This window comes from Paraburkholderia sp. EG304 (assembly GCF_046543485.1).
Lineage (GTDB): Bacteria > Pseudomonadota > Gammaproteobacteria > Burkholderiales > Burkholderiaceae > Paraburkholderia > Paraburkholderia youngii.
This window is the reverse complement of the sequence record NZ_JBKGUA010000090.1, coordinates 1-14,492: the sequence shown is the minus strand read 5'-3', so window position 1 is coordinate 14,492 and position 14,492 is coordinate 1. Positions and strand designations below refer to the sequence as shown.

The 14,492-nt window shown below is 57.8% G+C and carries 14 protein-coding genes and 2 pseudogenes; 5 read left to right on the top strand and 11 right to left on the bottom strand.

The features are described 5' to 3' along the window. Positions 1-42: 42 nt before the first annotated feature. Both ACLFKU_RS40255 and ACLFKU_RS40250 read right to left on the bottom strand, forming a co-directional pair. Entirely contained in the window at positions 43-870 is an 828-nt protein-coding gene (locus ACLFKU_RS40255; RefSeq protein WP_410852932.1) for a hypothetical protein, read from the bottom strand. Between the two features lie 652 nt (positions 871-1,522). Further along, complete coding sequence (locus ACLFKU_RS40250; protein ID WP_410852044.1) at positions 1,523-2,245, bottom strand: IS6 family transposase; 723 nt, start codon at positions 2,243-2,245, stop codon at positions 1,523-1,525. 410 nt (positions 2,246-2,655) lie between these two features. Between ACLFKU_RS40250 and ACLFKU_RS40245 the strand changes: the two genes are divergently transcribed. Continuing rightward, complete coding sequence (locus tag ACLFKU_RS40245; RefSeq protein WP_410852931.1) at positions 2,656-3,840, top strand: tyrosine-type recombinase/integrase; 1,185 nt, start codon at positions 2,656-2,658, stop codon at positions 3,838-3,840. Positions 3,841-3,920: 80 nt separating this feature from the next. On the opposite strand, the gene ACLFKU_RS40240 is transcribed toward ACLFKU_RS40245, so the two are convergent. The 6 genes and pseudogenes from ACLFKU_RS40240 to ACLFKU_RS40215 form a co-directional block, all read right to left on the bottom strand. Then, positions 3,921-5,141, bottom strand: a complete 1,221-nt coding sequence (locus tag ACLFKU_RS40240; RefSeq protein WP_410852930.1) for a PhzF family phenazine biosynthesis isomerase — start codon at positions 5,139-5,141, stop codon at positions 3,921-3,923. Continuing rightward, positions 5,138-6,472 carry a lysine N(6)-hydroxylase/L-ornithine N(5)-oxygenase family protein gene (locus tag ACLFKU_RS40235; RefSeq protein WP_410852929.1) on the bottom strand — a complete coding sequence of 445 codons (1,335 nt, stop codon included), beginning with the start codon at positions 6,470-6,472 and terminating at the stop codon, positions 5,138-5,140. Before ACLFKU_RS40235 ends, ACLFKU_RS40240 begins: the two co-directional genes overlap by 4 nt. Positions 6,473-6,539: 67 nt before the next feature. After that, positions 6,540-7,754, bottom strand: coding sequence for an MFS transporter (locus ACLFKU_RS40230; protein WP_410852928.1), 1,215 nt, complete (start codon positions 7,752-7,754; stop codon positions 6,540-6,542). Then, positions 7,751-9,430: a class I tRNA ligase family protein gene (locus ACLFKU_RS40225; protein WP_410852927.1), complete on the bottom strand. Its 1,680-nt coding sequence runs from the start codon at positions 9,428-9,430 to the stop codon at positions 7,751-7,753. The genes ACLFKU_RS40230 and ACLFKU_RS40225 overlap by 4 nt, the downstream gene beginning before the upstream one ends. 429 nt (positions 9,431-9,859) lie before the next feature. Continuing rightward, a pseudogene (locus tag ACLFKU_RS40220) lies at positions 9,860-9,937 on the bottom strand (IS6 family transposase); the annotation flags it as partial. Positions 9,938-10,194: 257 nt separating this feature from the next. Beyond that, positions 10,195-10,914, bottom strand: coding sequence for an IS6 family transposase (locus tag ACLFKU_RS40215; RefSeq protein WP_410852926.1), 720 nt, complete (start codon positions 10,912-10,914; stop codon positions 10,195-10,197). A gap of 535 nt (positions 10,915-11,449) precedes the next feature. On the opposite strand from ACLFKU_RS40215, the gene ACLFKU_RS40210 reads away from it, so the two are divergent. Both ACLFKU_RS40210 and ACLFKU_RS40205 read left to right on the top strand, forming a co-directional pair. Next, positions 11,450-12,169, top strand: coding sequence for an IS6 family transposase (locus tag ACLFKU_RS40210; RefSeq protein WP_410852925.1), 720 nt, complete (start codon positions 11,450-11,452; stop codon positions 12,167-12,169). 48 nt (positions 12,170-12,217) lie between these two features. Continuing rightward, a pseudogene (locus ACLFKU_RS40205) lies at positions 12,218-12,436 on the top strand (DDE-type integrase/transposase/recombinase); the annotation flags it as partial. 1 nt (position 12,437) lies between these two features. On the opposite strand, the gene ACLFKU_RS40200 reads toward ACLFKU_RS40205, so the two are convergent. From ACLFKU_RS40200 to ACLFKU_RS40190, 3 genes are read right to left on the bottom strand one after another with little or no spacing between them, the layout of a single operon-like run. Beyond that, entirely contained in the window at positions 12,438-12,701 is a 264-nt protein-coding gene (locus ACLFKU_RS40200; protein ID WP_410852924.1) for a hypothetical protein, read from the bottom strand. A gap of 34 nt (positions 12,702-12,735) precedes the next feature. Then, entirely contained in the window at positions 12,736-13,116 is a 381-nt protein-coding gene (locus tag ACLFKU_RS40195; RefSeq protein WP_410852923.1) for a type II toxin-antitoxin system VapC family toxin, read from the bottom strand. Beyond that, the gene (locus ACLFKU_RS40190) at positions 13,116-13,352 is read right to left on the bottom strand and encodes a type II toxin-antitoxin system Phd/YefM family antitoxin (RefSeq protein WP_410852922.1); all 237 of its coding nucleotides are present in this window, start codon (positions 13,350-13,352) and stop codon (positions 13,116-13,118) included. Before ACLFKU_RS40190 ends, ACLFKU_RS40195 begins: the two co-directional genes overlap by 1 nt. Before the next feature lie 323 nt (positions 13,353-13,675). Here ACLFKU_RS40190 and ACLFKU_RS40185 point away from each other — a divergent pair, with 323 nt between their 5' ends. Continuing rightward, a complete protein-coding gene (locus ACLFKU_RS40185; RefSeq protein ID WP_410852921.1) occupies positions 13,676-13,984 on the top strand; it encodes a type II toxin-antitoxin system RelB/DinJ family antitoxin in 309 nt (102 codons plus the stop codon). Then, positions 13,981-14,271 carry a type II toxin-antitoxin system RelE/ParE family toxin gene (locus tag ACLFKU_RS40180; RefSeq protein ID WP_410852920.1) on the top strand — a complete coding sequence of 97 codons (291 nt, stop codon included), beginning with the start codon at positions 13,981-13,983 and terminating at the stop codon, positions 14,269-14,271. Before ACLFKU_RS40185 ends, ACLFKU_RS40180 begins: the two co-directional genes overlap by 4 nt. Positions 14,272-14,492: the final 221 nt, after the last annotated feature.

Here is a 14,492-nt window from a genome sequence, read left to right as displayed (position 1 = left end):
AACGTCCTGGAGCCGGAACTCGACCAGAACTGACAAGGAAATCTACAATCGACACCGCGCAACGCCCAACCCCGCCGAATCGGTCACGTTCCCGAAATCGGCGGTCACGTTCGCCGAAATCCGCAGCCATGGAATTTTGACCGGATCGATGTCCATCATCGCGCACGGAATTTCCTCTGCCTCGTAGGCTTCCTTCTCCAGAACCAGCTGGAGGTCGAGCGGCGCCGGTCGGGAAGAGACCGGATTCACGAGGCGGGCCGTGAGCGCTGCGGCGGTCACATCGACAGGCGGAAAATCATGCGGCCACTGATGGTGCTCCCGTACGCCGTAGGCGCGCAGCACCGGCAGCGCCCAGTCCGGGTGGTTCATGGGCTCCAGCAGCCTGTTGTCCAGCACGGCCCAGTACATGGTCTGGTGCTGGTGCTTCACCCTGTAGATTGCGAGTCGTTTGGCCGCTGGATAGTCGCATGGCATCACGCGTGCGGGAATCCATTGCGCGTCCATGTCGCGGAAAAATCCCACGCGGTTCTTTCCTTCGTGAGCGAGAAAGAGGCCCAGTGGCTTGATCCAGAAGAACTCCGCCCGCTCGCGATCAGCTTCCTCTGCACGAGCCGGGTCCTGCAGTCGGGCAAGCAGCGCCGGCCGTTCGGTTTCGGGCACAGAACCGGTCGACCACCTCCAGCTGGCACCGATGGTTTGCGAAACCGGCACCAGCGCGCTAAACGCGTCGCCGTCGTTTTCGAGATCACTGAACGGCAGAACCGCCCGGAAAAATCCGAGCCCGTCCTTCGGCCCGTAGCCGCCGTCGTGGAACGGCGTTGTCAGACGCCGGCCAGCCCCGCCATGGGCGGGCGAGTTCATCGACGTCATATTTGGCTTCGACCAGTTGCTGGATTTCGTCGCGCAGCTGAGGGGTGATACCAACCGGGACCGCCTGGAGATCGGAGTAGTACGGTGTTTCGCTCATCGTTGTGCTCCCTTGCCTGACCGCTTCAGGACGGCCCAATGATTATCGCGGCGGCCAGTTGCGGGCGCAACCGACATAGCGCATAGCTGCGCCCTCCTCCGCGCACAGGCCAGCCGCAGCGGCGAACGTGGCACGGGTTCTCGAAGGGGCATCCCCAGGGTCCGGGGAGATGGTATGCCGCCCTCCCTCCGGGGAGATTCGGGAGCAGAGATCAGGAGTGAGGGATGAACTGCGCTTCTCCAACTGCCGATCTTCGATCGGCCTTCGCCGCAAGCGGCGGGGAATCCGACCCGAAGAGATTAAAACCGTGGACACATCCTGCGCTGTTATCAGCTCAGGATCTATGTGAGGAGAAACTTCCGCTTACAGATAACCTTGTTATCCGTGACACAGAGTACGGCTTGTCCAGATTGCGATGGCGGTCCACGGAAAAGACCTCCAAAAAACAACGGTATGTAACGCAAGGAAAATCCACGGTACCCCGCCCTCGATATGAGAGAGGTTCTGTCGCAGTAAGGAAAGGGAGTCAAGCAAATGCAATATGCGAAGGATGACTTATGATGCCAGCGAATAAAATTGCTGGGCGGCGGACCGCGCAGTTTTGCTCGAACATTTCATCTGTCCTTTCTTGATCATGTGCATCAATTCGATGCCACTCAGAATGACGCGCGCGCAGTTGAAATCCTTGAACCCGAGCATCGGTCGGATCCGGCGTTTGATGGCCCGATGGTCCTGCTCGACGATGTTGTTCAAATACTTGATCTGACGAACCTTGATGGGCGTCTCGCGCTCGGCATTCACCGCGTTAAGCGCAGCCAGATTGGAGCCGCTTTTGTCGATGGTTATCGTCTCGGGCGAGCCGTTCTGACCGATTGCCTTTTCGAAGAAGCGCCGAGCAGCAGCCTTGTCCCGCTTGGCCCTGAACAGAAAATCGATGGTGTTGCCCGCCTTATCCACTGCCCGGTAAAGATACTTCCACGAGCCCTTAACCTTGATATAGGTTTCATCAACCCGCCAGCTCTTGCCGACCGGCCGCTTGTGCTTGCGAAACGTCTTTTCGAACAGCGGTACCACCTTGACAACCCAGCGATGCACCGTCGAATGATCGACGCCAATGTCGCGCTCAGCCATCATTTCCTCGAGATTGCGAAGACTCAGCGAGTAAGCAACGTACCATCGCACGCACAGCAGGATCACTTCAAGCGGATAGTGCAGCCGCTTCAGAACCTTGGCGATGCCCGGAGCAAGCGTCGTTCGTGGCGTCAGTATCTTCTTCATCGTTTGGCCAAAGCGTTCTCGTCAGCCTCGAATTTTACCTCCCTCGCGTTAATGCGACAGAGCCCCCGACAGAACACTGAGCCTGCTACGTGGCTCGATTACGCCGATCCTGCGGTGGCTCCAATACGCCGATCATCGAGTGGCCCGATTGCGCCGATCATGCACTGGCTCGATTGCGGCGATCATCCGGTGGCTCGATTACGCCGATCCCGGAATGGCTCGAATATGCCGGTCAGTGACACCAGTGCGTACTTACGACCCCTATGCTCAGTTAGCAACTATGCACAGATCGTACTGGGGGTACGTGGTTGGTTCAGCAGCGACGCAGTTTCTGGCGAGACGGATTAGCATCAATCTGGACATAGTTTCTACTACGGATTGAAGTGGTGGTCCCACTTAAGGAGACCGCCATGGAGAACACCCGATCATCTCGTCTCACCGCCTTCGACCGGCTCGCCGAGGGGCCGCTCTCTCCCTACGTTGATGCGTTCAAGCAGTATTTGACCGACCGTGGCTACGCCTCGACCACGTTCGTCAACTCTATGGGCAGCATTGCCCACTTTGCTCAATGGCTACATGGTCGCCGTCTGCGCGTTACGCGCATCGACGAGGCTACAGTTACCGAGTTCCTTGACGATCATCTTCCTCGATGCCACTGCAGGGGCCGGGTTCAGCGAGATCGACGCGGTCTGAGCGCCGCCTTGGGTCATCTTCTGGTTGTATTGCGCGCCCAAGGCGTTCTCGACCCGCCAACGTTAAGCAGAACGCCGGTTGATGAGGAACTGCTCCGTTATGAGGCGTACATGGACCATGTGCGTGGTCTGGCACCCAAGACCCGGGAGATGGCTATACGCATCGTGGGGCGACTGCTGGCTTGGCGCTTCGGCGACGGCGTCATCGACATTACGGCAGTCAAACCCGACCATGTTCGGCGCTTCTTCGCGCAACAGGCCAAGCTCTACAGCAGGCCGGCAAATGCTGGTGCGGTGGTCGCAGCACTGCGTGGATACTTTCGCTATCGCGCTTCGTTTGGTGACGCGGTGCACGGGCTGATTGGCGCGGTTTCCTATCCAGCCAACTGGCAGTTGGCATCACTTCCCAAGACCCTGAGCGCCGAAGAAGTCGACCAACTGGTTGGTTCGCTCGGCAAATCAGGACGCTCTTTGCGGCGCGCCGATGCTATCGTACGCTGCGCCCTGGATCTCGGGCTTCGCAGCGGCGAGATCGCCCGGCTCAGCCTCGACGACATCGACTGGCGTGCCGGTACGATCACGCTGCGTCATACGAAGGGCCGTCGCGACGACGTGCTGCCGCTGCCGGCGGCCACCGGCAACGCCATCGCGGCCTATATGAAGTACGAACGTCCCAGGACACGCAACCGCGCGGTCTTCGTGCGCCACGTGGCACCACACGATCAGCCCGTCGGCCCCGACTGCGTACGCAAAACGATCCGTCAGGCCTTCGCGCGCGCCGGGTTGCCGTACACGCGCTCGCACCTGCTGCGCCACACGATGGCCAACCGCCTTGCGATTTGCTGCGTGGCATCCCTTCACCGTACTCACCCAAAATCCGTCTACCGCTTTTTGAGCGACTGATCGCCCCTGCCAGCATTGCCTTGTCTTCTCTCTAACGTGACAAAGCCCTCCGCCGACGACGACAAGATCGAAGCACATGGTCATGATCGGGGCACTTCCCACCAAATCGAAACGGCCTCTATAGCCTCATCTCCGACGTTGTGCAACTGGTGACGCTCTCGAGGGGCGAAGTGAACCGAGTCGCCTGCCTTCAACTCAATGCTCTGGCCGTCGACTACCGCACGACCATGTCCCCTGGAGAGATGCCAAAGTTCTGCCACGTCATGCGCTTCCGCAACGGTGGCGCAACCGGGAGCGACGCGAAATGACGCAAGCCGGAAAGGCGCCTTGGAATGTTCACTCGCCAAGCCATCGAACTCACGCATGGTCACACCGATAGCACAGGTGGTAACGGGGCCGCACGCAACCGTTCCATGTCGAATGCCGTCAATGTCTCCGAAGCGCGCGCTACCTTCGACTAAGACGCGATCGCCCCATGCGTCCAGTCCTAGCCGCCCACCGCTAGCTGAGGCTTGCAACGCACGCAGACTCGAGCGGCCCAAGCGCTCGGACCAGTACGGCTGAAGCTTGCAATGCGCGGACACACACACCTGATCCTCGTCGATGGAAATCGCTGGCGCGAAAAACCGCGACACGATGTCATATTCCGCGAGCGAACCGTTTGGATCGGTACGTGCGGTCAGCACGACGCCACGACATTCAAGGCCGCGAATTGCAGCGAGATCCGGCACAAAGCGCGTGACGATAGACTCTTCCGCGACCACGGCAATCAGATCATCATAAGCACGCCGGCATTCGACCAGCGGCACACCAAGCGCGTCCGACACGGTGCGCGCCGTCGCCCCGTCAGCGGCGACGCTGAGAATGCGAGGGAAGCTCATGGTGATCGCATCGCCAGCGCGCGTGATAGCAAGCACGCCGCTCCTCGATCCGAACGTCAGCGCGTGGCCCGGCACTTCCCCTCGAGCAAATAGCCAATGCGCCGCCGCGAGCGTCGCGTGCCCACAGAGCTCGAGCTCTGCACTAGGCGTAAACCATCGTATGTCGAAGCACGCGAGTTCGTCTTGGTCCGATGATGGTGCCACAAAGGCAGTGGTCGGCAGCTTCGCATAGTGAGCAGCCGCTTGCATTTGCTCGGCCGGAGGAAATTCACGCAAGATCACAACACCCGCGGGATTGCCACTAAAGCGGTCATCAGCAAATGCATTGACGACGTTAGGCGCCTTCTGCAGCTCCGGCGGCAACGACGCATGAGACATTCCGGCGAGATCTGTCGTGGTGAAGCCGTGCTTTCGAGTCATGAAATTTTCTCCGTCATCTCTTGCGATGGCTTCCGCGACGCCGCCAAGGTTTCGCCTGACCACGTGATAGCACCGCTCATTACACCGCAATCGAAGCGCTCCATACGGAGAATGGCGTTCAAGATTCGCGCACTGCGCCATGAAAGCAGACTGAGGTAGGCATCTGCGACCCCATACTGCGAGCGCGCGCCGTTTTGCAGATAGAGCCGACAGCCGGGCGGCCCATCCAGGACCACGGAAAAATCATCGCGTATCTCAAGCTCCGTATCTCCTAATGTGTTTTGCACAAACGACAGCCGGCTTCGTAAAGGCTCGAGTAACCGCGGCAGCGAGGATCTGTACCCTGTGCAGAGAATGACGACATCCGCATATGCGTGCATCACATCGCCGTTCACGCGGTCACGCACTGTCAACAAATAACCAGGCCCGTCGAGACTCATTGCCTCGACCGACGAATCGATCCGTATCTCGCAGGCGCCCGGCCTTGCCTTATGCGCCACTTCGCGCTCGTACAAGAGCTGATAGATTTCCCGAAGCGTCGAGGCGCTGACGCCATCGCCCGCCAGTTCCTGCCCCATCAGAATTCGTTCACGCGCCTCCCGTGAACACCGTTGGAACCACATGCTGTGTTGGGGAAAGAACCATTCATTGACGAATGGGCTGTCTTCGAGGGCAAACAGATTTGGCCGACGCGACACCCACGTAATCGATGCCGGTTCTCCATGTAACCCGCGCAGTAGCGCGCTGACGACTTCGGCGCTGCTTTGGCCGCCGCCCACCACCGCCACGCTCGAACCTGAAAAATTCCGCTTTTCACTCAGGAATGCGCCGCTATGAAAAACGTTCTTTCCGCGAATTAGGCGTGCGAAGTCAGGAACGAACGGTTCCCGGCCCACACCGATGACGACCGTCTTCGTGCGCACCGTTTCTTCCTTGGCACGCACGCAAAATGAATCGCGATCTAGATCGATTTCATTGATGGCCGTGCCGAAGCGGATATTGGGCAACCGCATGGCAGCCCATTTCAGATAATCTTGAAACTCCTGCCGCGTGATGCGGTCCAACCCGCACACGACGGCTCGATAGAGACGCCGGTGGTCCTTCAGGTACGCAAGAAACGAGTATGGGTTGGTCGGGTCGACAAGCGAGACAAGGTCTTTCAGGAAACTCGTCTGCATCAGTGCCCCGTCGACCATCAATCCTGGATGCCACGCAGGATCAAGTGCTCGCTCAAATACAGTCACGGCAAGCTCACGCTGGTTATACGCAAGCGCAGCGAGACTCAGGTTTGCTGGACCTGCACCAACGGCGACGACAGACTCTCTGCTCATTTGACGACCTCGCGACGAAAATTTACCTTGGAATGCTCGACTACCTGCAGTCAAACCGGCTCTGACATCAATAGTGCGCCGTCACCGCGGGCCGCGGGCTTCCCGAGTGGGTTCGGGCTAGCAACAGGACGTTTACGGAGGCAATGGCAAGCGTTACCGTCAGCATGAGATTGATCCCGCCGTGAGCGACCAGCATTCCAGCGATGTAGGGAAAGCCAAACACACCGGCAAAGTACGCGATCGTGAAGACTTGGGAAGTGACCGGCACGGACAATTCCGCGTCGCCGGCAAGATTGACAGCCATGCTGTTCAAGGTCGAATAGGTGAGTCCATAGCCTATGGCAAAAACGCAGGCGCTGATTACATAGACAATTGAGCTGCTGCGGTTGCAGATGAAGAGCGCTAGCGCGGCGAGTGTGGCGATGAACAGCGCGAACGCGAGCTTGCGAACAGGCAGCCTGCTGATTGCTGGCGCAAGCGTGAACCGGCATACTACGGTCGTCAAGGTGAACGTCAGGAAGAAAAGTTCCGCGGGCAGGTGTCGAGATTCTGCGTACGCCGTCTGGTAAGTCGAAAGCCCCGCAAAAGCGCAGGCGGCAAGTCCGATCATCGCAATGGGCATGCGGGTGGTCGAGCACAAGACCGATGCGGCTAGGGAAGGTGTGATGCCAACCGCTGCCATCGATAAGTGCGGCGTGCCTTGCACAAGCTTCCGGACTATCGCGAGTGCGACTGCAGCAGAAAGGCAGACACAAGCCAAACCGATATAAACGACGTAAAATGAACCGAATCGGTGCGCGAGGAAATGGCCAGTAGGTGAAGCGAATCCGAGTCCTGCCATTTGGGCGCCTGACAAAAGCGTCAAATATCTGATCCGCGCTGAAGGCTTCAAGTGGTGGATGATCTGGAGCGGCGCCAGGATATTGAACGCCGACCAACCTAGACCCAGCAACAGTCCACCCGCGAAGGCAATCCTCAAATCGACGCGTGTCAGCCCAAACGCGAGCATCGCCGCGGACATCGCCCCGGCAGCTGCGATGATCGTCGACATCAGTCCGATCCGTTGCGCTATCCAGCCGGCGAACAGCGAACTGATGATCATGGTGAAGATGCCGCTCGAAATCACGGTGCCCGCCATTGAAACGTCGAGCCCGCTTGCGCGCAGATAGTCGGCCAGCAGAAAACTTGCCCCATAGGCCGCCGCAAGCGCAGCGCTCGCAACCAGGAACGGTATGAACGCGGTAGCTTTGAGCGCGGAAGGCAGTTCGGCGGGTGCACTCATGAGTCCATGCTCGCAGGAAGGCAGTTGGAAAGATCATGCTCATGCAACAGTCGCGACTCGTGGAGATTGGGCGCCTTTGCATCCGGTATCTGACGGGTTTCCGGAAAAGCGGATGCCGATGGAGTATCGGCATGTCCAAGCCATACCCAGATGGCGTCGGCGGTGCGCGGCATCAGCGGGGCAGCCAGGAATGCGAGGCCTTTGAGCCACGTATATGCCGTGGCTGGCGTGCGCGCTTCGTTGGCGAGATCCAGCCATGCCATAAGCGGCTTTGACGCCAGCGAAACCCGCAGCTTGTCGGGTGACAGCGCGGCGCTTTGCTGACCATACAGCTCGACGAGCCTCGCGAACAGCGACGAATCGAATGCCGGCTCGCCGCGAAAAGCCGGATTTTCGACTATCGTGGCGCAGGCGCTTGCGACAAGCGTCCCGACCGTTGAGACGAGATGATTGTGACGGCCAAGCATGTTGCCAACACGAAAATCTGTTTCCTCTTCCTCGGGACATGTTTCGGAGAGGTACACGCGCAGCGCATCCGTGTTGATGCCGTTTATGTTTCCGATATCACCAGCCCAGATAACGTGGCCGCGGCTAGTCGAGAATTTGCTGCCGTTCAGCTTGAGGAAGTAGTTGAAGTTCACGCTGTCGAAAGGACGAAAATTTTCCTGCACAAGCGCACAACCCGTGACCCCGACGAGCACCGGAATTGTATTGTCGATCCCCGTCGAGCAGATCAGGAATGTGTCACTCCCATGCAAAAAGGGATTCGCCACACCGCGCTCTTGTGCATACCGCTCACCGCAGTAGAGATGGTGCGTATAGCAGCCTGCGGAATAGCTAAAGAGAATCTGACGATTCACGCAAGCATCGGCTTGCCATGGAACGCCATAGAGCCCGGGCAACGTCAATCGCATTGTGCCCCCGCACCGATCGACGTATCGTTGCGCGATACGCGCAAACGGTGCCTCGATGTGCATTTGCTCCCATTGCACAGTTAGCTGGGTCGGATCCCGCATGTTCAGGAAGTAGGACTTGCTTTCTACCCACTCAGTGATTGTTCCCCGTCGTGAAACGGGCTTTACCGCATCCCACGGCTCGAAGTGCATGCCGCAAGCTTCACAAAAGAAGCTGCCGGCCGGCTTCAAACAGCTAGGACAACATGCGGCCAACCAGGCGCCGATGGAAAACCGGTCCTCTATAGGTGCTGTGGAAGGCAACGCATCGTCAACAGGCAGTCGTTCGTCGCGTAGTTGGACTTGGTCGCTTTGTCCCAGTCTGCGCATCAGTGCTTCCCGCACACCAAAAAACGTATCGATGTTGGTGCGATGAACGGGATCATCAAAGCTGTCGAGATGAATATCGAGGGCCTTCAAATCGGTCCCGATCTGCTCATGAAATCGCGCGGCCATCGTTGCCGGATGTTCTCCGAGTTGCGTCGCTTTCGCAACGACATGATTTTCGAAGCCGTCCGTAGTGAGTCCGTACCAAACATCATGTCCGCTACGACGCAAGGCGCGTGCGAGGATATCCATTCGCAAAAATGGACCACCTGCGTGACCAAGATGTGCGCGGCCGTTTGCGGTCAAATTCACGGGCGAAATGACAATTTTACGCAGCGGCGTGCGTGTATCACCTAACCCGACAAATCCAATTGCATTCCGCATCATGTCTCCCATTCAGGTAACCAACGTTGCGCAGGATTATTTGACCGTGCTGCTAAATTGCAGATAGTTGCAGATAGGTCAATATCCGCTCCTATTGCTCAAGGAAAAGCATATGCAATATTTGGGCCGACGGCACGATATGTGCGTCGATCAGCAAGGCGCGTCGGGCGCAGCCGTCGTGGAACTCACTGAACTGCGATGGTTTGCGCGTTGCCATTTCGGACGGTAAGTCGCGCGGTGGCAAAATCCGGTGAGCAGGTTCACGAGGGTCCCGTCGAGCCAGAATGTTGCTGGCGCTGCATGCGAGTAAGACTGTTCCAGCGGAGCCGGGTCAGCAGTGCCTGGGGTGACGCATTTCTTCCATTCGCGCCGACGGATGTTGGAAATGGCGGTTTCGAGACAAACGGTGCTCGAAAGCGCACACCGAACTTCCTTGAAGCCCTTGGCGCTGCGAAACGATTTTTCCAGCGCCGCCAGCAGTTTGAGAGCCCAACGATGCTCGGTTGAATGATCCACTGACAACTGATTGCGGGTTTTCCGAAGGGATCGAATTTTTCTGCGAGCCCCATCTGCCACAGCCCGGATTTTTCTGGACACAGATTGGTAGTGTCGCGATAAGGATGAAGTGTCGCGAAAATTCCTAATCGATGGGAATGCCTTATATGACCAGCGAATAGAACTGGTCTGCAAGGCTTTGTCACGTTAGAGAGAAGACAAGGGGTTGTGTCGCGTTAAGGACGATGCGACGATCAGGCGCCTAAGGTGAAGAGGATTGCTTACATCACGAGAGAATAGAATTGTTCGGCTGCAGTCGAGGCGACGCCATCGTCATACATCTGCCCCTTGCGGATCATGTGTGCGATCTCAATGCCAGACAGGATGATGCGCGCACAGCGGAAATCCTTGAACCCCATCATCGGTTTGATGATGCGTTTGATGGCACGGTGATCCTGCTCGACGACGTTGTTTAGGTATTTGTTTTGCCGGACCTTGATCGGCGTTAAACGCTCGGCATTGAGCGCTTCAAGCGCAGCCAGATTGGCACCGCTCCTGTCCACGGTGATTGTCTCGGGCTCGCCGTTCTGTTCAATCGCCTTCTCGAAGTAGCGGCGCGCCGCGGCCTTGTCCCGATGGGCGCGCAGCAGGAAATCCACCGTGTTGCCCGCCTTGTCCACGGCACGGTACAAGTATTTCCAATGGCCTTTGACCTTGACATAGGTCTCATCGACGCGCCAGCTCTTGCCGACAGGCCGTTTGCGTTTGCGCAATGCTTTTTCAAACACCGGCAGCAGCTTGATAACCCACCGGTGCACGCTCGAATGGTCCACCTCGATACCCCGCTCGGCCATCATTTCTTCGAGGTTTCGTAGGCTCAGTGAGTACGCCACGTACCACCGGACGCACAGCAGGATCACGTCCAGCGGGTAGTGCAGCCGCTTCAGTACCTTGCCAATGCCAGCGGGCAGCCTCTTGCAAGGCGTCTTCGTCTTTGTCATCACGCTTCTCATGCGTTGTCGTCGGCGGATTTTACTTGACCGCGTTATTGCGACAAAACCGAACCGTTGCGCTCAAATCCGACAATCGCAACAACAATTCTGTTTCCTTTCCAACATTTATTAAGCTCTAAAACGAAGCGCATCACACGCCGTCTCCGGATTCCGCGCTTTGCTCCCGCTAGACTCGACTTGATCGTCCGCTTCGTTGGAGACGTTCTGTTAGCGAGTCTAAGAACCATGTGGAATCAAACTGTGATGCGTTGCTATCTGCTGCAATGGCCCCTGTCGCGGTTCGCGGCCAGGGTGCCTTTGCGAACTGCTGGGCAAGTTTGGCATAAGGCTTGCGATCTGGCAGCGAGCATCAAAGCGGACAGATCAATTCCAACCCACTCACCGCAGGCTTGGCGGGCGCGTTACAGCGGAGAATGCGGTTCGCTGACGTATCGTGAGAAGCAGGTTGTTCAAATGGCTCTGGTGCAAATAGGGCTAGCGAATGGGTTAGAGTTGTCGGAAGAAAACGAACCGAGGAGCCGCGATGAGCAAGCTGAAGAGTCCTGAGAAGTTGTTCGGCGGACGCCATTTTGATCGGGAGATCATCATTCTGTGCGTTCGCTGGTACCTGCGCTACAAGCTCAGCTTTCGCGATCTGGTCGAGATGATGGCCGAACGGGGATTGTCGCTGGCTCACACGACGATTCTGCGCTGGGTGAGGCGTTATACACCCGAGTTCGTCAAACGCTGGAACCGCTTTGCTACACCTGCGGGTCGCTCGTGGCGTGTCGATGAGACTTACCTGAAGATTCGCGGCAGGTGGGTCTACCTGTACCGGGCAGTGGATCGGGCTGGCCAGACGGTGGACTTCATGCTCAGAGCCCGACGCGACGTGGCTGCGGCCAAAGCCTTTTTCAGCCAGGCTATCAAGCGTCAGGGCCAGCCGCCGGAGACCATCACGCTCGACGGCTATGCCGCCTCGCACCGCGCGGTGCGCGAAATCAAGGCCGATGGTCTGCTGCCTGAAGACACGAAGGTCCGGTCCTCAAAATATCTGAACAACGTGATCGAGCAAGACCATCGCTACATCAAGTCCAGAACGAACGTGATGCTTGGGCTCAAGCGATTCGGGAGCGCCGCGAGCACGATTTCAGGAATCGAGTTGACGCATCGCATTCGCAAGGGGCAGTTCGATCTCGCGAAGCTCGGCCTCAAGGAGGCCGCTGCGCCCGCCGTATGGAATGCGGTCCTGTTTGATCCATAAGCTTTCCTACCTATATGAGCTTTCTCAACCCGCCTACCTATTTGCACCAGAACCCGTCAGATCAAGTATTTGAACAACATCGTCGAGCAGGACCATCGGGCCATCAAACGCCGGATCCGACCGATGCTCGGGTTCAAGGATTTCAACTGCGCGCGCGTCATTCTGAGTGGCATCGAATTGATGCACATGATCAAGAAAGGACAGATGAAATGTTCGAGCAAAACTGCGCGGTCCGCCGCCCAGCAATTTTATTCTCTGGCATCATAAGTCATCCTTCGTATATTGCATTTGCTTGACTCCCTTTCCTTACTGCGACAGAACCCGATCGGCCAGCGTTCTCAGGCTTGGCTTTCGGTGCCGGCTTTGTTGTCTCTTCCGGGCCTTGTGCTTTGAGCGCTTCCGAAGCAAGAAACAGCGCCCGGATGACCTCGGGTTGATTGAATGGACTTTCACCGGACAGCACTTCCCCGGTCGTTGGGTCTATCCCATCGGCGAGCTGCTGGAGAATCTGCAGGGCTTGTTGTGGCGACATGATATTTCTCGAATGATCGTTGCTTACACGCGCATCAGACCTTCACGACGAGATCCTGCGCATACTGGGCAAGGTGCCCGTCAGCTGTCATGAAATGCATCGGCTCATGCTTGGCCTGCGCGATAAGAAGCCGATCGAACGGGTCGCGATGGTAGTCGGGCAGGTTGCGTACACCGGCGCCGTGAGCGGCGATGACGGGCAGTTCATTGAAGCCGCTTGTTTCGATTGCGTCGACCAGCTGCACCACGTCCACGTCCAGTTTTCCGAGACCCGCCTTAATCGCGGCCTCCCAGATGCTCGCGCTGCTGACGAAGACCTCTTCTGCCTCGGAGATCTTCTCGCGCGCGGCAGCACTGAGCTTCGGGTCGTCGGCTACCACCCACAGAAAAATATGTGTGTCGAGCAGAAGGCGCATCACCGTCCCTCGAAAGCGTCGAGAAGATCATCCGGCAGTGGCGCGTCAAAGTCATCCGCGATGCGGATCTTGTCGCGCATTACGCCGAAGCGTCGCAACGGTTTTACAGGATCGACCGGAACCAGCCGCACAGCTGGTTTGCCCCGTTTCGAGATCACGATTTCCTCGCCTGAAATCGCGGCGTCGACGAGCCGCGACAGGTTTGTCTTTGCATCATGGATATTGGCGTTTTGCATACGTCACTCCTTAGGATGACGTCATTCTAGCCAAGTTAGCTAAGTTGGTCCACTGCGCGTGATTATCGTGCCCTTATTGCGACTGCCGAGATTCACTTAACCTTGAACCTGTTTCGCTTAAGTCTGAACATTGCAACGCAGCATAGCTCCGGTGAAGTCGCCTCTAATCGGGTCGCCCCGCTGTTAGACTGCCTGAGCCGGGGAGTCCGCACAAATCCCCCGCACACATATAAACCGTCCGGACCGCTATCGCCAAAGTTAATCCGCACGTAATGCATTTGAATTACAATGCGGGGACTAAGCTACCGAGAGGAGTAACCGTCATGGCTGCGAGTGCATTGGTACAGACGCGCATCGATCCCGTGCTGAAAGAGCGCGCGGCGGCGGTGCTCGATAACATGGGGCTGACCGTCTCCGATGCGGTTCGTATTCTGCTGACGCGCGTCGCGAACGAAGGTGCGCTGCCATTCGCCTTTGCGGCCGACCCTGCCGCACATGACGCCTGGTTCCGCGCGAAGGTACAGGAAGCGTTGGCCGATCCGCGGCCGGCAATTCCTCACGATGAGGTAGAGGCCCACTTCGCCAAACGTCGCGCGGCGGCCCTTCGTAAGGCCGACAAGGGTGACGCGTGAGGCTTGAGTGGTCCGCTTTCGCTCTCGAGGACCGAGACGGGATTTTCGACTACATCGAAGAAGACAGCCCGCGTGCTGCCGTTGATGTAGACGATCGGATTCGCACGCAGGTCCGGCAGCTGCTCCAGTTTCCCGAGACTGGTCGCCTTGGGCGCATTGAAGGCACACGCGAATTGGTCATTAGCCGCACGCCGTATATCGCAGCGTACCGTATTACAGGAGACACAGTCCGAATCCTGCGCGTGCTGCACGGCGCACAGCAATGGCCTGATGAGATGTCGGACTGACGTCCGGTCGCAATAGATTTCATCGGGACAGAATCGACCGGGCTGCAACCGGTCAGTCGCTGAAGAACGCGACCGGCGATGCACCCTCATTCGCTGGGCTCTGTCGCATTAACGCGAGGGAGGTAAAATTCGAGGCTGACGAGAACGCTTTGGCCAAACGATGAAGAAGATACTGACCCCACGAACGACGCTTGCTCCGGGCATCGCCAAGGTTCTGAAGC